This is a genomic window from Luteimonas sp. J29, assembly GCF_000472505.1.
Lineage (GTDB): Bacteria > Pseudomonadota > Gammaproteobacteria > Xanthomonadales > Xanthomonadaceae > Luteimonas.
Genome location: NZ_AWZR01000001.1, coordinates 441,450 through 463,211, shown reverse-complemented (window position 1 = coordinate 463,211; position 21,762 = coordinate 441,450). Strand labels below are relative to the sequence as shown.

The following is a 21,762-nucleotide window of genomic DNA, read 5'->3' as shown; positions in this document are numbered from 1 at the left end:
CGGGTCGCGGCTGAAGCCGCTCCTACAGCAGGACCGGTGTAGGAGCGGCTTCAGCCGCGACCCGCCTCCGCGTCCCACGCGTCGAGCTCCGCCCTCCGCGGCAGCGACCAGTCGATCGGCGCCAGCCCGCGCGAGGCGAGGTAACGGTTGGCCTTGGAGAAGTGCCCGCAGCCCAGGAACCCGCGGTGCGCCGACAGCGGCGAGGGATGGGTGGTGCGCAGCACGCAGTGCCGGCGCGCATCGACGATCGCGCCCTTCTTCTGCGCGTAACTGCCCCAGAGCATGAACACCAGGCCTTCGCGCTCGCGATTGAGCACGTCCACCACGTGGTCGGTGAAGCCCTCCCAGCCGCGGCCCTGGTGCGCGCCGGGACGTCCGTCCTCGACGGTGAGCACCGCGTTGAGCAGCAGCACGCCCCGGCGCGCCCACGGCAGCAGCCAGCCGTGGTCGGGCGGCGCGATGCCGAGGTCGCGCTCGAGTTCCTTGTACATGTTCTGCAGCGACGGCGGCACCGGCACGCCCGGCGCCACCGAGAAGCACAACCCGTGCGCCTGGCCGGGGCCGTGGTACGGGTCCTGGCCGAGGACCACCACCTTGACCGCATCGAACGGGGTGGCGTCGAACGCCGCGAAGATCTGCCGGCCGGGCGGGTAGATCCGCGCGCCGGCCGCCTTGCGCTGGCGCAGGAACGCCGACAGCGCGCGCATGTCCTCGCGCGCGAACCACTCGCCCACGCGCGCCTTCCACGAGGGTTCGAGCCGCAGCGCGTCGCTCATACCTGCAGCGGATGGACCGGCAGCCGCGACAGGCGCAGCTGGAACAGGGCCTTGGTCGCGAGCAGGCGTTCCTCGATCGGCTTGAGCACCAGGTCGTTGGCGCCCTGGCGCAGCAGCGCGGCCTGGTTGTCGCGGTTGTCGTCGCCGGTCATCACCAGCACCGGCAACCGGCGCTTGCCGTAGCCCATGGCGTTGCGGATCCGGTCGAGCACGTCGCGGCCGTCGAGCTCGCCCTTGAGGTAGAGGTCGGTCAGCACCAGGTCCGCGCCCGGCGCGGCCTCGGTGCCCACGTAGGCCTCGAGGTAGGCGATCGCGTCCTCGGCGGTGGTGACGTGGGTGACGCGCATCTGGTGCGCTTCGAGCAGGCGCCGGATCGCGACCGCCACCGTGCGGCTGTCCTCGATGTAGAGCACGTGCGCGTCGGGGATCGGCTCGGGCTGCACGTAGCCGCGGATGAACGCGGCCAGCGCGTTGTGGCCGAGCCCCTTGTCGAAGTAGTCGGTGACGTCCTCGGTGAAGCGCCGGTCCTCCAGGTGCGATTGCACGTCGCCGGAGATCACGATCACCGGCACGTAGCGCTGGCCGCCGGCCTCGCGCACCGCGCGCGCCACCTGCAGGCCGTCGCCGTCGGGCAGCACCAGCGCGGTGGTCACCAGGTCCACCGGACCGGCGGCGAGCGCCGCGTTGGCCTCGGCCACGCTGCCGGCCTCGGCCACGCGCACGCCGGGCAGTTCCTTCTGCAGTACCGCGTGGATCAGCTTGCGCACCAGCTTGGAGCCGTCCACCACCAGCACGCAGGGGTTGTCGGTGTCGAGATGGCGCAGGTCGTGCGAGATCATGCCGGTCAGGTTCCGGTGGGGCGCGTCTGGCGCAGGAAGTGCCCGGTCACGAGGCCGGCGCCGAGCCAGCCCAGCGCGGTCGAGCCGGCCAGTACGGCGAGCGTCCACGGAAGGTCGATGCCGGCCAGCGCGAACCGGCTGCCGTAGCTGGCGGCGAGTTCGGCCAGCGGCCCGGCCAGCGCCGCGCCGGCGCCGGCCAGCAACGCCACCGCGAGCGCGCCGGCGCCCAGGCCGTACCACGCGCCCAGGTACAGGAAGGGGCGGCGGATGAAGCCGTCCGTGGCGCCGAGCAGCTGCAGTACGCCGATTTCCTCGCGCCGCGACTGGATGTCCAGCCGCACCGTGTTGCCGACCACGAGCAGCGCGCCGAGCCCGAACAGCGCGGCCAGCACCCAGGCCACGCGGGCGCCGAAGCGCAGCCAGGTGTCGAGCCGCTGGCGCCACTGCGCGTCGTGCTGCACCAGCTCGACCGGGGGCAGCTCGCGCAGCCAGCCGGCCAGGGCCAGCTCGTCGCCCGCCGGCGTGACCACCAGCGCGTGCGGCAGCGGGTTCTCGTCGCCGACCGCGTCGATCACGCCGGCCAGCGCGGGATCCGCGCGCAGCGACTCCAGCCCTTCCTGCGGCGTCACGTGCCGCACCGAGGCGACCGCCCCGTTGCCGCGCAGCTCGCCGGCCAGCGCGGCGGCGCGGGCGTCGTCCACGTCCTCGCGCAGGAACACGGTGATCTCGCGCGAACGCTCGACGTTGCCCGCCAGCCGCTCCAGGTTCGACAGCACCAGCGCCAGGCCCAGCGGCAGCGCCAGCGACAGCGCCATCACCGCGATCGTCAGCAGCGCGGCCCACGGCCGGTCGAACACCCGGCCCAGGCTCGCCACCAGGCTGTAGCCATGGTGGTCGATCCAGGTGCGGAGCGGGGACGGCGGCCTCAGCGGCACCGTCGCGCGCGGATCACTCATCGGCCAGGTCCTCCGGCGCGATGTCGTCCACCAGCCGGCCGTGGTCGAGCACCAGCACCCGCTTCTTCATCCGCTTGACCAGGCGCAGGTCGTGGCTGGCCACCATCACGCTGGTGCCGCGCTCGGGCAGCGAGGCGAACAGCGCCATGATCTCGGCGGCGAGGGTGGGGTCGAGGTTGCCGGTGGGCTCGTCGGCCACCAGCAGGCGCGGCTCGCCGACCACGGCGCGGGCGATGCCCACGCGCTGCTGCTCGCCGGCCGAGAGCTGCGCCGGCAGCGCGCGCTCGCGGTCGCCCAGGCCCAGGCGCTCGAGCACGGCGCGCACGCGCCGGCCGATCTCGGCCCGGCGCAGGCCGCGCAGGACCAGCGGCAGGGCGACGTTGTCGAACACGCTGCGGTCGGCGAGCAGGCAGTGGTCCTGGAACACCACGCCGACCTCGCGCCGGTGCAGGGCCACGCGCCGGCCGCCCACCTTGAGCAGGTTGCGGTCGTTGAACAGCACCGTGCCGCGGCTCGGGCGCTCGGACAGGTGGACCAGCCTGAGCAGGGTGCTCTTGCCCGCGCCGGAGTGGCCGGTGAGGAACAGCATCTCGCCCTCGGCCACGTCGAAGCTCACTTCGGACAGCGCGACGCGCCCACCCGAATACTGCTTGCTGACGCGGTCGAAGCGCAGGACGGCCATGGCCCGGAGTATCGCAGAACTGGACCGCGCACGACCCGGCCGCGCGCGGGCTTCGCGACCGCGCGCACGTTGCGGTGCGGTCGCCGCGGCGCCCGTCACTCCACCGGGGGCGGCGGGCGCGCTCCGGTCAGTGCTGGCCCTGCGGCGCGCGACCCACGAGGCGGCGCAGGCGCGCGCCGATGCGCGAGATCAGCGAAGGCGAGCGCTCCTTCGCCGGCTCGGCGGGCCGCGCCGCGGGCTTCTGCCGCGCCGGCGCGCCCTGGGCAGGCGACTGCACGCCCTCGCGCGCCTGGCTGCCGCCATTGGCGGCGGCGTCCGCACCGTCGATGCGCTTGCCGCGGCGACGGCGACGCCGCTTGCGCGGCGGGCGCGACTCGTCCGGCATCGCGGCGGCCACCGCGCCGGCCGCGTCGACCGCGGGCCGGGCGGCGGCGGGCGCCGCGGCTTCCTGCGCCGGTGCGGCGCCTTCGGCCGCAGCCACGGCATCCGGCTTCGGGCCACGCGGACGACGGCTGCGCGAACGCTCGCCCTCGCCTTCGCGGCGCGGGCCGCCGCGGCCGCCGCCACCGCCGCGCGGGGGCCGGCCGCGCCTGGCGTCCTCGGCCGCGCGCGCCTCGCGCACCTCGCGGTAGATCTCGCCGATGCTGTCGCCGTCGTCGTCGTCGCCGGCGTCGGCGGGCACCGCCGCGCGCGGCTGGCGCGGCACCGGCACCAGCAGGTCTGGCGTGACCGGCTCGGACGGGATCTTCTGCCCGATGTAGGCCTCGATGTCGGGCAGGCCGATCGCGTAGCGCTCGCAGGCGAAGCTGATCGCGTCGCCCTCGGCGCCCAGGCGCGCGGTGCGCCCGATGCGGTGCACGTAGTCCTCGGCGTCGAACGGCAGGTCGTAGTTGTAGACGTGGCTGACGCCCTCGATGTGCAGGCCGCGCGCGGCCACGTCGGTGGCGACCAGGATCTCGAGCTGCCCGGCCTGGAACTTGCGCAGCAGCGACTCGCGCTTCTTCTGCGGCACGTCGCCCGAGAGCACGCCGACCCGGTAGCCGGCCTTCTCCAGCGCGCGCGCCACCCGCTCCACGTATACCTTGGTGTTGACGAACACCATCGTGCGGGCGCCCTCGCTGCGCGAGAGCAGGCCCAGCAGCAGCGGCAGCTTCTCCTCGTCGGCCGGGTAGTACAGCTTCTGGCGCACGCGCGCGGCGGTGACCGTCTCGGCCTCCACCACCACCTTCTCCGGCTCGTTCATGTGCTCGTAGGCCAGCTCGAGCACGCGGTGGCTCAGGGTGGCGCTGAACAGCAGGGTCTGGCGCTCGGTGCGGATCGGCATGCGCCGCAGCAGGAAGCGGATGTCCTTGATGAAGCCGAGGTCGAACATGCGGTCGGCCTCGTCGAGCACGCACACCTCGCACGCGTGCAGGCTCACCACCTTGTGCTGCTTGACGTAGTCGATCAGGCGGCCGGGGGTGGCGATGATGACGTCGGCGCCGGCCTGCAGCTGGGCGCGCTGCTTGTCGTAGTCCACGCCGCCGTAGACGAGGGCGAACTTCAGGCCCAGGTCGGAGGCGAACTTCACCGCGTCCTTGTGGATCTGGATCGCGAGCTCGCGGGTCGGGGCCAGGATCAGCGCGCGCGGATCCTCCGGCTTGCGCTCGGCCAGCGCCGGCCTGGTCAGCAGGCGGTTGATGACGGTGACGAGGAAGGCCAGGGTCTTGCCGGTGCCGGTCTGGGCCTGGCCGGCGACGTCGCGCCCGGCCAGGGTGATCGGCAGGGTCAGGGCCTGGATGGGGGTGCAGCGGGTGAATCCCGCCGCCTCGAGGCCGGCCAGCAGGGCCGGGTGCAGTTCGAAGCTGGAGAAGGTGACGTCGGTAAGTGGCTTGTCGCTCATGGATGGGATCTTGGGTGCGGCTCCCGCTGCCGCCACGTGCCTGGAAGCAGCTCCCGGTCCGCTTGGGTCGCCGCGCTGCGGGACCTGTCGCCGCATCGCGGCGACCCAAACGGGCTGGGAAGTGCTTCGGACTGCATGACGCGCTCTGGAGCTTGCGTGGACGGCGCCCGCATCGCAGACTGCCTTGGAATCGGGACGGCGCCGCGAGGCGCGTGCCCGGGGGCTCGCGGACCAGGGACGCGTGGGGCGCCCCGGGGGTTCCCGGTCGGGTGGCCCTTGAGTTGGGCCGCGAATCACCCAAGTTTACCATCCATCCCGCGGCCGCCCGACCGGCCGCCTCCCCACCCCTTCCAGGAGCCCTTCCGTGAGCGAACACGTGATCCACGCCACCGACGCCGATTTCGATGCCACCGTGCTGCAGTCCCCGGAGCCGGTGCTGGTCGACTTCTGGGCGCCGTGGTGCGGGCCGTGCAAGATGATCGCGCCTGCCTTGGACGAGCTGGCCGACGAGTACGCCGGGCGGGTCAAGATCGCCAAGGTCAACGTCGACGAGAACCGCGCCACCGCGATGCGCTACCACGTGCGCTCGATCCCGATGCTGCTGCTGTTCAAGGACGGCCAGGTCCAGGCCACCCAGATCGGCGCCGTGGGCAAGGCCCAGCTGGCGCAGGTCATCGACAAGGCGCTCTGACCCCCGACGCCGAGGCGCCGGCTCGCCCACCGTGGCGCCGGCGCCCCGGGCCGCGGCGGTCCCCGGCGCCCCGCGCGGCCGCTGAACGGCGCCACCGGCGCCCTTGCCGTGGCCCTCGCCCGGTGTTAGTTTTGGCGTCTCCGGCGTGGACCAACGCGCCGCACCCCGTCTGCAACGCTTCCCGTTTCTTTCCTTCCCGCCCGTTCCAGGGCGCTCGCAGCTAGCGAGGATTTCGCACTTGTCCGACAACACCCCCGACGACGGCGGCACCGCCACCAAGCGCGTGCGCAAGACTGCCGCCCGCGCTCCCCGCAAGGCCGAGTCCGCCCCCGACGCCGACACCCCGAAGCTGTTCGACTCCCCGCCGCCGGCCGATCCGCGGCCGCAGGAGTCCGCGCCCGCCCCCGCATCCGCCCCCCCGGCCGCGACGCCCGCGCCGGCGGCCGCGCAGCCCCAGCAGCCGCAGGCCCAGTCCGGCGGCGAAGGCGCGCAGGCCGAGGGCGGACAGCAGCAGCGCCAGCAGCCGAATGACGGCAACCGCAACAACAACGGCAACCCCGGCGGCAACGCGGGCGGCAGCCGCCGCGACCGCTTCCGCAACCGCCGCGACCGCCAGCGCGACCGCCACCGCGACAGCGGCCTGCCCCAGGACGACGGCAACGGCGACCAGCAGGCGCACCGCCTGCCGCCGCCGAGCATCCCCGAGGGCTTCCCGCAGTACACGCTGGGCGACCTGAAGCGGATGCCGGCGCACAAGCTGCTCGACATCGCCGAGCAGCTCAACATCGAAGGCGTGGCCCGCGCCCGCAAGCAGGACGTGATCTTCGCCCTGCTCAAGGTGCTCACCCGCACCAGCGAGGGCGTGCAGGCCGACGGCGTGCTGGAGATCCTGCCCGACGGCTTCGGCTTCCTGCGCGGCGCCGAGGCCAGCTACCTGGCCGGCCCGGACGACGTCTACATCTCGCCCAGCCAGATCCGCCGCTTCAACCTGCGCACCGGCGACCACCTGTCCGGCCGCATCCGCTGGCCGAAGGACGGCGAGCGCTACTTCGCGCTCAACGTGGTCGACACCATCAACGGCGAGCCGCCGGAAGCCAGCAAGGGCAAGGTGCTGTTCGAGAACCTGACCCCGCTGTTCCCGCGCAAGCGCTTCAAGCTCGAGCGCGGCGACGGCTCCTCCGAGGACATCGCCGGCCGCATCCTCGACCTGATGGCGCCGCAGGGCAAGGGCCAGCGCTCGCTGATCGTCTCGCCGCCCAAGGCCGGCAAGACCATGCTCATGCAGCAGATCGCGACCGCGATCACCACCAACCACCCGGAAGTGCACCTGATCGTGCTGCTGGTGGACGAGCGCCCCGAGGAAGTGACCGAGATGCAGCGCACCGTGCGCGGCGAGGTCGTGTCCTCGACCTTCGACGAGCCCGCCGCGCGCCACGTGCAGGTCGCCGAGATGGTGATCGAGCGCGCCAAGCGCCTGGTCGAGCACAAGAAGGACGTGGTGATCCTGCTCGACTCGATCACCCGCCTGGCCCGCGCCTACAACAACGTGGTGCCGTCCTCGGGCAAGGTGCTCACCGGCGGCGTCGACGCCAACGCCCTGCACCGCCCGAAGCGCTTCTTCGGCGCCGCGCGCAACGTCGAGGAGGGCGGCTCGCTGACCATCATCGCCACCGCCCTGGTCGACACCGGCAGCGCGATGGACAAGGTGATCTACGAGGAGTTCAAGGGCACCGGCAACTCCGAAGTGCACCTGGACCGCCGCATCGCCGAGAAGCGCGTGTACCCGGCGATCGCGGTCAACCTCTCCGGCACCCGCCGCGAGGACCTGCTGATCGAGCCGGAGCTGCTGCAGAAGATCTGGATCCTGCGCAAGCTGCTGCACCCGATGGACGAGATCGCGGCGATGGAATTCCTGCTCGACAAGATGAAGAGCACGAAGTCCAACGACGAGTTCTTCGCCTCGATGAAGCGCTGAGGCCCGATCCGGCCCGGCACGATGGCACGATGGAAAGCCCCGCGCACGCGGGGCTTTTCCGTTGTCCCGGTCGCGGCCGTGTGACCGGCGTTCTGGACTTCACGCGCCGCCCGGTCGCACCATGGCGCTTCCGGGCAACGGCGCCCGCGCCGGCCCGTCGTGGACCCTGCCGTGGTGTCGCGCACCGCCGCCGCCTTCCTCGCCAACGCGCAGGCGCGCCTGGACGCCCTCGACACCCTGCTCGCGCACGCCACCACGCCCGCCGACGTGGCGTGGACCCTGTGCGGCTTCGCCGGCAAGGAACTCGACCTGGCGGACGCGGTCGTCTACCTGCGCGACCCCTGCGGCACCACCCTCACCCAGCAGGCGGCCTGGGGACCCAAGCGCGCCGCCAGCCGGGTGCTCGAGTCGCGGCTCACGCTGGCCGTCGGCCAGGGCATCGTCGGCCGCTGCGCCCGGCTGCGCCTGCCGCAGCGCACCGGCGACGCGCGCTTCGACCCGCGCTACGTGCCCGACGACCAGGCGAACCTGTCGGAACTGGCGGTGCCGATCCAGTTCGGCGACGCATTCCACGGCGTGCTCGACAGCGAGCACCCCGCGCCCGACTTCTACTCGCTGGACCACGAACACGCGCTGCAGGCGATCGCCGACCGCGGCGCGCGCCGGCTGGAGGCGCTGGCCGCCGCCGGGCGCCCATGAACGCCCTTCAGTTGCCCTGCAGCTGGCCGAGCATCCTGCGGGCCATGCCTGCCTGGTAGACGCCACCGGCGACCAGCGTGTCGGGCACGAGGTCGATGTCGTCCATGCCCTCGATGATCCACGGCGCGCGCGTGCGCGGCCCCGGGACATAGACCTGCCACTTGCCGTACTCCGGGCCCTGGTCGCCCATCAGCCGGAACTCGACGGGCACCCGCACCGTCCACTGTTCCGCGTCCGCGTGCTCGCCACGCGTGGGCGGCTGAAAGCGCCACCGGCGGCTGGCCTCCACCGCCGCCAGGCCCAGCATCTTCCGCAGGCGCTCGAGCTCGCGCATGCTGCTCCAGACGCGCAGGTTCACCTGCTCGGCGATGGAGTCGCGCACGCTTCCCTTACGGTCGACGAGCAGCACCAGATAGACCGTGCCCTGCACGCCGCTGCGCGCCGCCGCCTCCGGATAGGGCGGCGGGGTGAGTCGCAACGGGAGCAGCCATTCGCTGCCTTCGTCCTCTTCCGCCCGGGACGTGCGCTCGCGCAGCCGGCCGACGGCGGCCAGCGCGTCGCGCCCGAAGTAGGCGTGGCGGATCACCACCCGGAACCGGCGGTCGCCCTCGGGCTCGGCGACCAGGCGCAGGCTCATCGTCGCCCTTGCGGCGACGGGCTTGCCGTCGAGGAGGATCGGCTCGAAGCGCCATCCCGGCGCCGCGGCGTCGATGACGTTGACCACCGCCGCGGGCAACGCCTCGCGCTGGTCGATGCTCCATTCCCCGACCGTGCCATCGGCCCGGATCGTGACCTTGCCGGTCACCAGCATGCTCGCCTCGACGCCCGAATCGTCCGGCGCGTCCTTCCCGCGTTGCGCCTGCGCAGCCGGCGCCCACGCCACCAGCAGCGCCAGCGCGCATGCCAGTCCCCGCCACCAGGCGGACCTTGCCTTCCCCTGCATCGCGCATCCTCCCCGCCGCCACCCGGACCGATCATAGCCGCGTCCGGGTCGCCCGGGGCCTCCGGCCCGGGGGGCCATCCGCGCTCATCCCGGGGGGCTGCCGGACGAATGCTTCCCGCGAAATATCCGCTCGCAGATCACAGAGATCGCTCGCCAACAGGAACGAGCCGGCAATTGGATCCGGAGGGTCCCATGGGCTGCCAGAAGAGGAAAGGCGGGCGAACTTCAATCGCCTTTGGCCTTCAGCGCCTGATAGGCAGCCACGATGCTGCCGACATCCATGCCCGGATTGTCCGCCACGAACCTCTCGAGCATCGCCGCCGCCCGCGCATCCCCTCGTTGGGACGCTGCAAACATTGCCCCTGCGATCGCCTCGCGAGAAGCCGGTACATCCAGCGAATACCGAAGACGGCCACCGACATAAGATGCGAACGGACTGGAGGTGGAATCGACCAGCCGCCCGACCTCGATGTAGGCCTGGATTGCGGCGGCACCACCAGGGCCGTGGTCGTAGGCCCCGGGATCGCGCTACCGCACCGGCAGGTGCCCAATTGCCTCGTCGATCATGCGATCCGCATACAGCATCCGTGCCTTCGTACTGCCTCGCTCGGCCATGCGCTTGAGCTCGTCGCTGCTCATTGTGCTGGCATCGATCCAGTCTTCCGGCAGCGGAAAGCCTTGTCGCGCCATCGTCTTCCACTCTTCCGCGTCGGAAAACTCCAGCGAACCGAAATAGGCTGCATTCCTGTCTTGCAGCATCTCCCGCTGGGAAACCGGCAACTTGTCCAGCAGTTCCCGCCAGCTTTCGCCTTCCAGGACAACAGTCGATCTTCCGAGCACATATTCTCTCGGAATAGTGATTGACTCGGTTTGCCCCGCGTGTCCGCCGTCCATCGACGCAGTACGGTCATTGGACTCCGCGGGGGCCGTTGCTTGCACGGGCTGGCCGTCGCCTCCGCGAGTAGCAGGAGAGACAGCACCAACCTTCTCCCCGCCGCACGCTGCAATACAGACGACAAGAAGAACGACGACGAGCGTCTTGATTCTGATCATGTCGGCATCCTCCTCATTGCGGACACATGTTGTCGCGCATATCCATCGCCCAAAGTGCGCAAGTCCGCTTTGACGAAGAATTGTTGTACGCATTCTGGGCTGCATTGGAGACGCCCACACCCCCACGGTAAGCGTGGGCCCAGTCCATACATGCAGTCCCGTGTCCTGCACATGCGCCTCCCATGGCCGTGAAGAACTGATCGTCACATGTGCCTTTAGGCGTAGCCACCGCATAGCACATATCGTGCGAGTTGCGTGCACCAAGAAAGCTGACTCCAGGATGAGGAGCGTCCAGATTACGGGAATACGTATTGCTGGCCGCCAGGCGGAGGGCCACGTCCAAGAAGACGTTCGCCAACCCACCCGTACCGCATCCGCTGGCCTGCCAAGCAGCTTGGCCGGGAACGTTGATGCCAGGTGATGGCGGTGGAGTGGTCGCACTGCAGCCCGGCGGCCTTCCTGCCTTGAGATTCTGGCAAGACTGTTGGTCGTCAACAGCCGGCCCATCGGCCGAGATCGACGCCACATCGGGACCAAATTGGGCTAGTGGCGTTTGAAACAGTGCAAAGTCAACCATGAAAGCGTGGGCACCATGTGATCGCCAGGGGTTGAGCGCGATTCGTCGGCAGCGCGCAGGGCAAGAATCGACGATGCCGGGCTAGTGGTGCTTTGCAAGATGGAGGGACATCGCGAAGTGATGTCCTGCTTCAGCCGCGGTCGCGCAGGAACCGGGCCATCGACACGCCGCTCGGGGCCGGGACGTATTCGTGGGCGACGTCGACGAAGCCGCGCATCACCGCGATCTCGCGCGGCGTGCGGTTGAGCGCGTCGCGCGCCTCGGGGTCGGCGCCGGCGCGCAGCAGGCGCCGGGTCAGTTGCAGCAGGCCGTGCAGCGCGGCCAGGTGCAGCGGGCCGAAGCCGCGCGGGTCGCGTGCGTCCAGGCTCGCGCCTTCGTCGAGCAGCTGCCCGACCACTTCCATCAGCACGTCCTCGTCGCAGGCCGAGCCCGGCTCGGCGCGCGCGCCGAGCAGCAGCAGCAGCGGCGTCACCCCGCCGGCGGCGACCGCATCGACCTCGGCGCCGGCCAGCAGCAGGGTGTCGAACAGCGCCACCAGGCGGGTGCGGTCGCGCGCGGTAAAGCCGTACAGCGCGGCACAGTGCAGCGGGGTCAGGCCCTGGGCATCGGTGGCGTGCACGTTGGCGCCGGCGGTCATCAGCCGCGCGCACATCTCGGGCAGGCCGAGCGCCGCCGCCAGCATCAGCACCGTGACCTCGCCGGGCAGGCGCTGTTCGAGCTGGGCACCGGCGGCGAGCAGGCGGTCGACGATCTCAACGTGGCGCATGCTCACCGCCGCCGACAGCGGCGTGGCGCCGGTGTGGGCCACGTGCTGCGGATGCGCGCCGCGCGCCAGCAGCAGGTCGACCACCGCGCGATGCCCGCCGCCGCAGGCGCGCAGCAGGGCCGTGCAGCCCTGGGCGTCGACCGCTTCCAGCGGCAGGCCGAGGTCGAGCAGGCGGCGCACCGCGTCCACGTCGCCGGCCATCGCCGCGGCCGGCAGGTCGGCCGGCTGCAGCATGCGCCGCGGCAGCGGCCAGCCGCGCCAGTCGAGCCAGTCGGCGAGGTCGCGGCGGCCGCTGGCCAGGGCGACGCCGAGCGGGGTCTGGCCATCCTGGGCGCGCAGGTCGATCGCCGCGCCGTGGCGGACCAGGGTCTTGAGCACGCCCTCGCGCGCCAGCGCCGCGGCCAGGTGCAGCGCGGTCATGCCGCGCGCGTCGCGGGCGTCGGCATCGACGCCGATCTCGAGCAGGCGGTCGATCAGGCGGTCCCAGCCCAGGTGCACGGCCAGCGACAGCGCGGGATCGCCCGCGTCCGAGGGCCCGAACGGATCCGCGCCGGCGTCGAGCAGGTCCAGCGCGCACTGCTCCAGCGCGCGACCGGCCTGGTCGCCATCGACGCAGGCGGCCAGGAACCGGGCCAGGCCGCCGCGCCCGGCGGGCGAGGCGCCGTGGCGCAGCAGCGCCTGGATGGCCGGCGCCGCCGCCGGGCCGCGCGCGAGCAGGCGGAACAGCGCGGTGTCGCCGTCCCCGTCCCGGGCCTCGAGGTCGGCGCCCTGCGCCACCAGCCAGTCGATGCGCGCCGGGGTGGGCAGCTCGCCGTCGGTGGCGAGCAGCGCGCCGAGGTCGGCCGGCGGGACGAGCGCGGCGACCCGTTCGAGGTCCTCGTAGCGTCCGGCGTCGAGGCCTTCGCGCAGCAGCACCAGCGGCGCACGGTCGGCCGGCGGCGCCTCGCCGGCATCGGCCTGGACGCTGGCCGGCAGCGCGTAGGCCGGGTCGAGCAGGGCGACCAGGCGCCACCGGCCGGCGCCGGCGGCGACCTCGACCGCGCTGCGGCCGTCGCGGTCGCGGCGCGCGGGATCGAGTCCGAGTTCGAGCAGGCGCGCGACCAGCGCCGAGGAGGGCACCTCCGCCGCGCACGCCAGCAGCAGGGCATGGCGGCCGTGCGCATCCACCGCCTCGGGATCGGCGCCGGCCGCGAGCAGGGCCTCGAACGCGGCCAGGCTCCCGCCGCGCGCGGCCTCGAGCAGCGGCGTGGCCTGGCCCGCGTCGCGCGCGTGCACGTCGCTGCCGGCGTCGAGCAGCGCGGAGATGATCGCGGCGTGGCCCTGGAACGCGGCCACGTGCAGCGCGGTGCGGCCGTCGCGGTCGCGCGCATCGACCCTGGCCTTGTGCCGGAGCAGCAGCTGCACGCCCGCGGGATCGTCCTCGTCGCCGCCGGCCGCCGCCACCAGGGCCGGGGTGCCGGTCTCGGCGCCGGGCTTCGCGCCGCGTTCGAGCAGGAACCGGGCCAGGCGCCAGTTGCCCGCCGCGCAGGCCACGCCCAGCGGGGTGAGGCCGTCTGCGTTGCGGGTGTCGAGCGCCGCGGACGCGTCGAGCAGCAGCGCGGCCACGCCCGGGTCGGAACTGCGCGCGGCGTGGTGCAGCGGGGTATTGCCATCGCGGTCGGCGGCGCGCGGGTCGGCCCCGTTGGCGAGCAGGGTCATCACCGCCTCGGGGCGGCCGTGCCAGCTGTCGCGGGTGGCCGCCAGCAGCGGGTTGAGGCCGCCGTGCGCGGCATTGACGTCCACGCCCGCGGCGATGAGCGCGCGCAGCAGGCGCAGGTCGGGCAGCACCGCGGCGAGGACCGCGAGCGGGCGCTGGTCGCGGTCGTCCTCCAGCGGCAGCGCATGGGCGTCGGCGCCGGCTTCGAGCAGGGCCAGCGCCTGGTCGACGCGACCGGCGCGCGCGGCCGCGTACAGCGCGCGGTCGAGGTCGCCCTCGGGGAGCGCGGGCGCGAGGCTGGAGGGCTCGCCCTCCATGTCGACCACCGGGATGGGCCTGGCCAGCAGCGGCGGGTCGGGCAGGCGCTGCAGCAGCAGGTGCAGCAGCGGCCAGGCGACGAGCGCCGCGGCGGCCACGGCCCAGCGCGCCTGCGGCCCCAGCAGCCCGGGCCAGGCCAGCAGCAGGATCGAGCCCAGGATCGCGGCCACGCAGGCGGCGGCGGCCAGGCCGTGCCAGCCGGATGCGTCGCGGGTGTCGAGCGCCTGCCAGTGCGCGGCCAGCGTCCCGCCTTCGCGCGCGCTCGAGCGCCACAGCGGCCAGCTGCGCCACAGCGCCACCACGCACACGCCCGCGGCCGCGCTCAGGCCGAGCGCAGCGCCCAGCCCGCCGCCGCGCAGCAGCGCGGCCAGCGGCCAGGCCGCGAGCAGGGCCGCGGCCGCCAGCGCGCCGGCCCACAACGCCAGCAGCGCGCGCAGGTCGCGCAGCGCCGAAGCGCGGTCGAGGCGCGGCAGGCCGCTGCGGGCGCGGATCGCCAGCGCCAGCGCCGGCTGGGCGAGCGCGCCGGCCACGGCAGCGGCCACGCCGCCGACGCCGGTGGCGAGGGTGAGGAGGGCCGCGATCGCCGCGGCGGCAAGCGCAGGCCTGCGGTCCGGGCGGGCCTCAGGCATCGGTGCCCCAGTCCTCGCTCATCGGATCGGCGTCCAGTGCGGGCGGGAACTGCAGGTGGTAGCCGCGGGCAGCCAGGTTCGCGCGGACCTCGTCGGGGTTCTCGCGCGCCAGCCTGCGGCCGGGGGTCAGGGCCACGTCGAGTACGAACTGCAGCGGGCCCAGGCGCGCGCGCAGCGGCTCGGGCAGGCGGTCGAATGCGTCGCGCGCGTCGAGGTAGACGTAGGTGTCGGCCCGGCGCCGGCTCTTGTAAACGTAGGCGTGCATGTCCGCGCAGTGTCGCAGTTCGCGGAATTGTGCGGGAAACCGGCCCGCCGTGGAACGCATCGCGGTTCAGCTGCGGCGGCGGCACCGCCGCCGCGACCCCCGGCGGGTGCCCGGGCGCGGCTGAAACCGGCTAGGCTGTGCCGGTTTTTTCCGCCGACTCCGTCCGACATGCGCCGATTCCTTCCGCTGTGCTGCCTGCTGTTCGCCGGCCTGCTCCAGGCCCAGCCCTCGCAACCGCTGACCCTGGACCGGATCATGGCCGATCCGTCCTGGATCGGGCCGCCGGTCGAGCAGGCATGGTGGTCCTGGGATGGCCGCGAGGTGTACTACCCGCTGCGCCGCGGCGACACCCGGATCCAGGACCTGTACGCGCAGCCCGTGGATGGCGGCCAGGCGCGCCTGCTCGACGGCGCCGCGCGCGGCGCGATCGACGGCGCCGACCCGGTGCTCGACCCGCAGCGGGTGCGCATGGCCTTCGTGCGCAGCGGCGACGTGTTCGTGCGCGACCTGCGCAGCGGCGCCCTGCTCCAGCTGACCCGCTCCGAGGCCCAGGAGGTCGATCCGCGCTGGGGCAGCGACGGCAGCCTGGTCTGGCGCAGCGGCCACGACTGGTTCCGCTGGAACGCCGGCGACGGGGTCGTGGTCCACGCCGCCGCGCCGAAGGCCGAGGACGATCCGGGCAGGCCGCCGAAGGCCGACCGCATGCGCGAGGACCAGCTGCGGCTGGTGGCGACGCTGCGGCGCGAGCGCGAGAAGCGCGAGGCGCTGCGCGCGCAGGAGGCCGAATGGCGCCGCGCCGATCCGAGCCGCCCGCCGGCGCCGGTGTACCTGGGCAAGGACGTCGAGATCGTCGCCACCGCGCTGTCGCCCGACGGCCGCTGGCTGTTCGCGGTGACCGAGCGCAAGCAGGACGAGCGCGGCCAGCCGGGCCGGATGCCGGTGTACCTGACCGAGTCGGGCTACGAGGACACCGAGGAGGTGCGCACCCGCGTGGGCCGCAACCTGCCGCGGGCGCAGTCGTTCTGGATCGTCGACCTGCGGTCGGGCACGCCGCGCGAGGTGTCGGTCGCGCAGTTGCCCGGGATCGGCGACGACCCGCTGGCCGCGCTGCGCCGCGACGCCGGTGCCGAGCCGGTCAAGGGGCCGCGCGCGGTGCGGATCGAAACCGGCGCCGACGGCCTGCTGTGGAGCGCCGATTCGCAGCGGCTGGCGCTGATGCTGCACTCGGTCGACAACAAGGACCGCTGGCTGGCGGTGCTCGAACCGGCGTCCCCGGCCCTGCAGTCGCGCCACCGCCTGCACGACGAGGCCTGGATCAACTGGGCGTTCAACGAGTTCGGCTGGATGCCCGACCAGCGCACGCTGTGGTTCGTGTCCGAGGAGAGCGGCCACGCCCACCTGTACACGGTCGACGCCGTGCGCGGCGGCCGCGCCCGCGCGCTGACCACGGGCCGCTGGGAGGTCTCGCAGCCGGTGCTGGCGCCGGCCGGCGACCGCTTCCTGTTCACCTGCAACCGCGCCCGTCCCGGCACCTATGAACTGTGCGCGGTGCCGGCCGGCGGCGGCGAGGTGCGCGAGCTCACCCGCCTCGGCGGCGTGGAAGGCTTCGTCGCCTCGCCCGACGGCGCACGCATCGCGCTGCGCCACTCCTCGAGCTACGTGCCGCCGCAGCTGGCGGTGATGGACGCCGACGGCGGCAACCTGCGCACCCTCACCGACACCCGCACCGCGGAATACCGCGCGTTCGACTGGCTGCAACCCGAATACGTGCAGGTGCCGTCGAAACATGGCGCCGGGACCATCTGGGGCAAGTTCTACGGGCCCAGGACGCTCGAGCCCGGGCGCCGCTACCCGGTGGTGCTGTTCGTGCACGGCGCGGGCTACCTGCAGAACGTGAGCGAGCGCTACCCGAACTACTTCCGCGAGCAGATGTTCCACAACCTGCTGGTGCAGCGCGGCTACCTCGTGCTCGACCTCGACTACCGCGCCTCGGAAGGCTACGGCCGCGACTGGCGCACGGCGATCTACCGGCAGATGGGCCATCCCGAGCTCGAGGACTACCTCGACGGCATCGACTGGCTGGTCGAGCACCGCCAGGCCGACCGCGAGCGCGTGGGCATCTACGGCGGCAGCTACGGCGGCTTCATGACCTTCATGGCGCTGTTCCGCAAGCCCGGCACGTTCAAGGCCGGCGCCGCGCTGCGTCCGGTCACCGACTGGTCGCAGTACAACCACAGCTACACGGCGAACATCCTCAACACGCCTGACATCGACCCCGAGGCCTACCGCAGGTCCTCGCCGATCGAATACGCCGAAGGGCTGCAGGACCACCTGTTGATCGCCCACGGCATGATGGACGACAACGTGTTCTACCGCGATTCGGTGGTGCTGGCGCAGCGCCTGATCGAACTGCGCAAGGACAAGTGGGAGATGGCCAGCTACCCGCTCGAGCGCCACGCGTACCAGCAGTCCGATTCCTGGTACGACCAGTACCGGCGGATCCTGGAGCTGTTCGAGCGCACCCTCAAGTAGGTGTCCGGCCGGTTTCCGGGGAGCCGGGCTGACGTTCCGGAGGCAGGCCCGTGTTCGGGACGGAGCCGGTCCTGCCCGAAGAGTTCGGGGTGATTCCGTCCGGCCCGGCTGGCTTGTCCGCGGCGGGCCTTCGCAGCGAACTCAAGGAGGAGGAATCCGCCCGAGGCGGATTCCGGGGGACATTTGCGGAGAAGGCCCGCCGTCCACGGCGCGGCTTGGCTCCGGGTCCAGGGCGGAGGAGCGCGGGCGGTCGGCGGGCGCGCCTGACCGGACGCAATGCCAGCTGCACGCGCGACGCCTAGAATGTCGGCATGGACCGATTCGACGACATCCGCGACTACCTCACCGGCCTGCAGGACCGCATCTGCGCCGCGATCGAGGCCGCCGACGGCGGCGCCCGCTTCGCCGAGGACGCCTGGCAGCGCGATCCGGGCGACACCGGCAGCCACCTGCGCGGCGGCGGCCGCACCCGGGTACTGCGCGAGGGCGCGGTGTTCGAGCAGGCCGGGATCGGCTTCTCCGACGTGTCCGGCGACCGGCTGCCGCCGTCGGCCACGGCCGCGCGCCCGGAGCTGGCCGGCGCGTCCTGGCAGGCGGTGGGCGTGTCGCTGGTGTTCCACCCGCGCAATCCCTACCTGCCCACCACCCACGCCAACGTGCGCCACTTCCGCGCCCTGCGCGACGGCGAAACCGTGGCCTGGTGGTTCGGCGGCGGCTTCGACCTGACCCCGTTCTATCCCTTCGACGAGGACGTGCTGCACTGGCACCGCACCGCGCGCGCGCTGTGCGAGCCGTTCGGCGGGCAGGAGCGTTACCTGGCGCACAAGCGCTGGTGCGACGAGTACTTCTACCTCAGGCACCGCAACGAGACCCGCGGCGTCGGCGGCCTGTTCTTCGACGACCTGCACACCGACCTGGAGCAGGATTTCGCCTACCTGCGGGCGGTCGGCGACGGCTTCCTCGACGCCTACCTGCCGATCGTCGAGCGCCGCAAGGACACGCCTTACGGCGAGCGCGAGCGCCGGTTCCAGCTCTACCGGCGCGGGCGCTACGTCGAATTCAACCTGGTCTACGACCGCGGCACCCACTTCGGCCTGCAGAGCGGCGGGCGCGCCGAGTCGATCCTGATGAGCATGCCGCCGCTGGCGCGCTGGGAGTACGGCTACGCGCCGGAACCGGGCAGCGCCGAGGCGCGCCTGCACGACTACCTGGTGCCGCGCGACTGGCTGGCGGGGGCCTGAGGCCGCCATGGCCGCCGATACCGCCACCCTCAGGGCCGGCTTCGACGCGGTCCGCGCGCGCATCGACGCGGCCTGCCGCGCCGCCGGCCGCGACCCGTCCACCGTGCGGCTGCTGCCGGTCAGCAAGACCGTCGACGAGGCGGTCCTGCGCCGGGCCTACGAACTGGGCGTGCGCGAACTGGGCGAGAACAAGGTCCAGGAAGCGATGGCGAAGTGGGAGGCGATGTCCGACCTCGACGGCCTGCGCTGGGTGCTGATCGGCCACCTGCAGACCAACAAGGCCAAGTACGCGGCGCGCTTCGCCAGCGAGTTCCAGGCGCTCGACAGCCTGCGCGTGGCGCAGGCGCTGGACGCGCAGCTGCAGAAGCAGGGGCGCGCGATCGACGTGCTGGTCCAGGTCAACACCTCGGGCGAGGCGAGCAAGTTCGGCCTGCCGCCGGAAGAGGTGCCGGCGTTCGTCCGCCAGCTGCCCGCGTTCGCCTCGCTGCGCGTGCGCGGGCTGATGACGCTGGCGCTGTTCTCCGACGACGAGGCGCGCGTGCGGCCGTGCTTCGTGCGCCTGCGCGAGCTGCGCGACCGGCTGCGCCAGGAGGCGCCGGACGGGATCGCGATGGCCGAGCTGTCGATGGGCATGTCCGGCGACCTGGAGCTGGCGATCGCCGAGGGCTCGACCACGGTGCGCGTGGGCACCGCGATCTTCGGCCGCCGGCCCACGCCCGACGCCGCGTACTGGCCGGGCGCGGCGGGGACCGGGGAAGGCGACGCGCGCTGATTGCGCAGGCGCGCCGCGAGGCGCGTGTCCCGCGACGGCTGGCGCGGGCCGACGGGAACGACGTGGCCGGCCGGGGCGACTTGACCCAGTGCAATCAAGCCGCCCCGACCGGTCGCCGTCCGTCACCGGCGACACACCGGGCCGAGGAGGGATAGGCCCGACGGTGAGGTTCGCGTGCCGGGGACGGAATTCCCGCGCCGCCGTCAGGGCGCCGCGGCGAGCTGCTTCTCCAGCTGGTCCAGGACCCGGTAGCAGGGCAGCACCTGGGCCACGCTCGCGTTCGGCTCGCGGCCTTCGCGGATGGCGGCGAAGAACTCGCGGTCCTGCAGCTCGATGCCGTTGACGCTCACGTCCACCCGGCTCACGTCCACCGGCTGCTCACCGGCCTTGGCCGTGCTCTGCACCAGGTCGTCGTAGCGGGCGATGTAGGTGGCGGTGTCGCCGATGTAGCGGAAGAAGGTGCCCAGCGGACCGTCGTTGTTGAAGCTCAGCGACAGGGTGCAGATCGCGCCGGTGCTGCTCTTGAGCTGGATCGACATGTCCATCGCGATGCCGAGCTCGGGATGGATCGGGCCCTGGATCGCGTTGGCCTGCACGATCTCGCCGCCGGTCTGGTAGGCGAACAGGTCCACGGTGTGGGCGGCGTGGTGCCACAGCAGGTGGTCGGTCCAGCTGCGCGGCTCGCCCAGCGCATTGAGGTTGCTACGGCGGAAGAAGTACGTCTGCACGTCCATCTGCTGGATGTGGTACTCGCCGGCGAGGATGCGGCGGCGCACGTACTGGTGGCTCGGGTTGAAGCGGCGGGTGTGGCCGCACATCGCCACCAGCCCGGTCTTCTCCTGCAGCGCCACCACCTCCTCGCCGTCCCTGAGCGCGTCGCACAGCGGGATCTCGACCTGCACGTGCTTGCCCGCCTCCAGGCACGCCTTGGCCTGGGCGGCGTGCATCTGGGTGGGCGTGCACAGGATCACCGCGTCGACGTCGGGGCGCGCGAGCGCCTCGCCGAGCTCGGTCGTGGCGTGCCCGATGCCGTACTTCGCGGCGACCGCGCGGGTCTTCTCCAGGTCGCGGCTGACCAGCGACACGACCTCCACGCCGTCGATGTTGGCGATCGCGTCGAGGTGCTTGATGCCGAATGCCCCCGCGCCCGCGAGGGCGACCTTGATGCTGCTCATCGTTCGTTCTCCAGGATCAGGTGGCCCACGGCCGTGTTGGAGGCCGGCACGTGGTAGAAGCGGTGCGCGACCCGCGGCTTCGGGCCGCCGGCGACGTCGGCCATCGCGCCGCGCGCGATCAGCCACATCACCAGTTCGATGCCTTCCGAGCCGGCCTCGCGCACGTACTCGATGTGCGGGATCTGCGCCGCGGCGGCCGGGTCGTCGATCAGCCTGTCGAGCCAGGCGTTGTCCCACTCGCGGTTGATCAGGCCCGCGCGCGGGCCCTGCAGCTGGTGGCTCATGCCGCCCGTGCCCCAGACCTGCACGTTGAGGTCCTGGTCGAAGCTCTCCACCGCGCGGCGGATGGACTGGCCCAGGGCGAAGCAGCGGCGGCCCGAGGGCACCGGGTACTGGACCACGTTGACCGCGAACGGGATCACCTTGAACGGCCACTGCTCCGGCTGCCCGCACATCAGCGAGAGCGGCACGGTCAGGCCGTGGTCGACGTCCAGGCGATTGACGATGGTCAGGTCGAAGTCGTCCTGGATCACGCTCTGGGCGATGTGCGAGGCGAGTTCCGGATGGCCCTCGACCACCGGCACCGGGCGCGGGCCCCAGCCCTCGTCGGCCGGCGCGTACTGCGCACCGGTGCCGATCGCGAAGGTCGGGATCAGGTCGAGGCTGAAGGCGGTGGCGTGGTCGTTGTAGACCAGGAACACCACGTCCGGCCTGTTCTCTTGCAGCCACTGCCTGGAGAAGTCGTAGCCGGCGAACACGGGCTTCCAGTAGTCCTCGCCGCTCTTGCCCAGGTCCAGGGCCGCGCCGATCGCCGGCACGTGCGAGGTGTAGACCGATGCGGTGATGCGGGCCATCAGCGCACCTCCCCGCCGGCGGCGCCCTGCGGCTGGCGGTGCGGCTGCGCGTCGCCGTCCTCGCCGAGGTAGCGGTTGCCCTCGGGCGAGCGCCCGCCCTTGATCATCATGTCGCGGTACTCCTCTTCGGTCATGCCGGTCATGCTGCCGGCCATCTGCTGGAACGACTTGCCGTCGGTGGCGCCGATCTTGGCCAGGAAGTAGATGTTCCCGCCCAGCGCGATGCAGCGGTTGAGGTCGCGGTCGAGCACCGCCTGCTTCTGCTCCTCGCTCATCGGCCACTCGTCGAGGTAGGCGCGTTCGTCGGCCTTGAACCGGGCGCGGTTCTCCGCCTTCATCAGCGACATGCAGAACTGGTTGAGCCAGTAGCCCTTGCGGGACTGGTCGGCGTCGAAGATGGTGGTGCCGGGAATGTCCAGGTAGGGTTTGTCCAGCGGCATG

18 protein-coding genes are annotated in these 21,762 nt (G+C 72.6%); 6 read left to right on the top strand and 12 right to left on the bottom strand.

Annotation, left to right across the window (positions count from 1 at the left end; all coding sequences use genetic code 11):
* Nucleotides 1-50: 50 nt before the first annotated feature.
* From ung to rhlB, 5 genes are all read right to left on the bottom strand, one after another.
* Nucleotides 51-776, bottom strand: a complete 726-nt coding sequence (gene ung, locus LUTJ29_RS0101930; RefSeq protein WP_027071070.1) for a uracil-DNA glycosylase — start codon at nt 774-776, stop codon at nt 51-53.
* Nucleotides 773-1,615 (bottom strand): response regulator, encoded by an 843-nt coding sequence (locus tag LUTJ29_RS0101925; RefSeq protein ID WP_027071069.1) that lies wholly within the window; start codon nt 1,613-1,615, stop codon nt 773-775. Before LUTJ29_RS0101925 ends, ung begins: the two co-directional genes overlap by 4 nt.
* A 5-nt stretch (nt 1,616-1,620) precedes the next feature.
* Nucleotides 1,621-2,571 (bottom strand): permease-like cell division protein FtsX, encoded by a 951-nt coding sequence (ftsX, locus tag LUTJ29_RS0101920; protein WP_027071068.1) that lies wholly within the window; start codon nt 2,569-2,571, stop codon nt 1,621-1,623.
* Nucleotides 2,564-3,253 (bottom strand): cell division ATP-binding protein FtsE, encoded by a 690-nt coding sequence (ftsE, locus tag LUTJ29_RS0101915; RefSeq protein WP_027071067.1) that lies wholly within the window; start codon nt 3,251-3,253, stop codon nt 2,564-2,566. Before ftsE ends, ftsX begins: the two co-directional genes overlap by 8 nt.
* 127 nt (nt 3,254-3,380) lie before the next feature.
* Nucleotides 3,381-5,135, bottom strand: a complete 1,755-nt coding sequence (gene rhlB / locus LUTJ29_RS0101910; RefSeq protein ID WP_027071066.1) for an ATP-dependent RNA helicase RhlB — start codon at nt 5,133-5,135, stop codon at nt 3,381-3,383.
* Nucleotides 5,136-5,499: 364 nt separating this feature from the next.
* Here rhlB and trxA point away from each other — a divergent pair, with 364 nt between their 5' ends.
* The 3 genes from trxA (at nt 5,500) to LUTJ29_RS0101895 (ending at nt 8,500) form a co-directional block, all read left to right on the top strand.
* Entirely contained in the window at nt 5,500-5,826 is a 327-nt protein-coding gene (gene trxA, locus LUTJ29_RS0101905; protein ID WP_027071065.1) for a thioredoxin TrxA, read from the top strand.
* Nucleotides 5,827-6,055: 229 nt separating this feature from the next.
* On the top strand, nt 6,056-7,801 hold the full coding sequence (gene rho, locus LUTJ29_RS0101900; protein WP_343122685.1) for a transcription termination factor Rho: 1,746 nt from the start codon (nt 6,056-6,058) through the stop codon (nt 7,799-7,801).
* Between the two features lie 171 nt (nt 7,802-7,972).
* A complete protein-coding gene (locus tag LUTJ29_RS0101895; protein ID WP_186441988.1) occupies nt 7,973-8,500 on the top strand; it encodes a GAF domain-containing protein in 528 nt (175 codons plus the stop codon).
* Between the two features lie 7 nt (nt 8,501-8,507).
* On the opposite strand, the gene LUTJ29_RS0101890 is transcribed toward LUTJ29_RS0101895, so the two are convergent.
* The 4 genes from LUTJ29_RS0101890 to LUTJ29_RS0101870 all read right to left on the bottom strand — a co-directional run bounded on the left by LUTJ29_RS0101890 (nt 8,508) and on the right by LUTJ29_RS0101870 (nt 14,747).
* On the bottom strand, nt 8,508-9,443 hold the full coding sequence (locus tag LUTJ29_RS0101890; protein ID WP_027071062.1) for an energy transducer TonB: 936 nt from the start codon (nt 9,441-9,443) through the stop codon (nt 8,508-8,510).
* A 528-nt stretch (nt 9,444-9,971) separates the two neighbouring features.
* A complete protein-coding gene (locus LUTJ29_RS18550) occupies nt 9,972-10,496 on the bottom strand; it encodes a hypothetical protein (protein ID WP_144774505.1) in 525 nt (174 codons plus the stop codon).
* A gap of 707 nt (nt 10,497-11,203) precedes the next feature.
* Nucleotides 11,204-14,482, bottom strand: a complete 3,279-nt coding sequence (locus LUTJ29_RS0101875; RefSeq protein WP_027071060.1) for an ankyrin repeat domain-containing protein — start codon at nt 14,480-14,482, stop codon at nt 11,204-11,206.
* On the bottom strand, nt 14,475-14,747 hold the full coding sequence (locus LUTJ29_RS0101870) for a YcgL domain-containing protein (protein ID WP_027071059.1): 273 nt from the start codon (nt 14,745-14,747) through the stop codon (nt 14,475-14,477). Before LUTJ29_RS0101870 ends, LUTJ29_RS0101875 begins: the two co-directional genes overlap by 8 nt.
* A gap of 168 nt (nt 14,748-14,915) precedes the next feature.
* Between LUTJ29_RS0101870 and LUTJ29_RS0101865 the strand changes: the two genes are divergently transcribed.
* The 3 genes from LUTJ29_RS0101865 (at nt 14,916) to LUTJ29_RS15775 (ending at nt 19,292) form a co-directional block, all read left to right on the top strand.
* On the top strand, nt 14,916-17,279 hold the full coding sequence (locus LUTJ29_RS0101865) for a S9 family peptidase (RefSeq protein ID WP_027071058.1): 2,364 nt from the start codon (nt 14,916-14,918) through the stop codon (nt 17,277-17,279).
* Between the two features lie 311 nt (nt 17,280-17,590).
* A complete protein-coding gene (hemF, locus tag LUTJ29_RS0101860) occupies nt 17,591-18,520 on the top strand; it encodes an oxygen-dependent coproporphyrinogen oxidase (RefSeq protein WP_027071057.1) in 930 nt (309 codons plus the stop codon).
* 7 nt (nt 18,521-18,527) lie between these two features.
* Nucleotides 18,528-19,292 (top strand): YggS family pyridoxal phosphate-dependent enzyme, encoded by a 765-nt coding sequence (locus LUTJ29_RS15775; protein WP_051322594.1) that lies wholly within the window; start codon nt 18,528-18,530, stop codon nt 19,290-19,292.
* A gap of 203 nt (nt 19,293-19,495) precedes the next feature.
* Here LUTJ29_RS15775 and LUTJ29_RS0101850 read toward each other — a convergent pair whose 3' ends face one another.
* Genes LUTJ29_RS0101850 through ligA form a run of 3 tightly spaced genes read right to left on the bottom strand, consistent with a single transcriptional unit; the run spans nt 19,496 to nt 21,761 of the window.
* A complete protein-coding gene (locus LUTJ29_RS0101850; protein WP_027071056.1) occupies nt 19,496-20,467 on the bottom strand; it encodes a Gfo/Idh/MocA family oxidoreductase in 972 nt (323 codons plus the stop codon).
* Nucleotides 20,464-21,321, bottom strand: coding sequence for a class III extradiol dioxygenase subunit beta (locus tag LUTJ29_RS0101845; RefSeq protein ID WP_027071055.1), 858 nt, complete (start codon nt 21,319-21,321; stop codon nt 20,464-20,466). Before LUTJ29_RS0101845 ends, LUTJ29_RS0101850 begins: the two co-directional genes overlap by 4 nt.
* Nucleotides 21,321-21,761: a protocatechuate 4,5-dioxygenase subunit alpha gene (ligA, locus tag LUTJ29_RS0101840; protein ID WP_027071054.1), complete on the bottom strand. Its 441-nt coding sequence runs from the start codon at nt 21,759-21,761 to the stop codon at nt 21,321-21,323. Before ligA ends, LUTJ29_RS0101845 begins: the two co-directional genes overlap by 1 nt.
* Between the last annotated feature and the right edge of the window lies 1 nt (nt 21,762).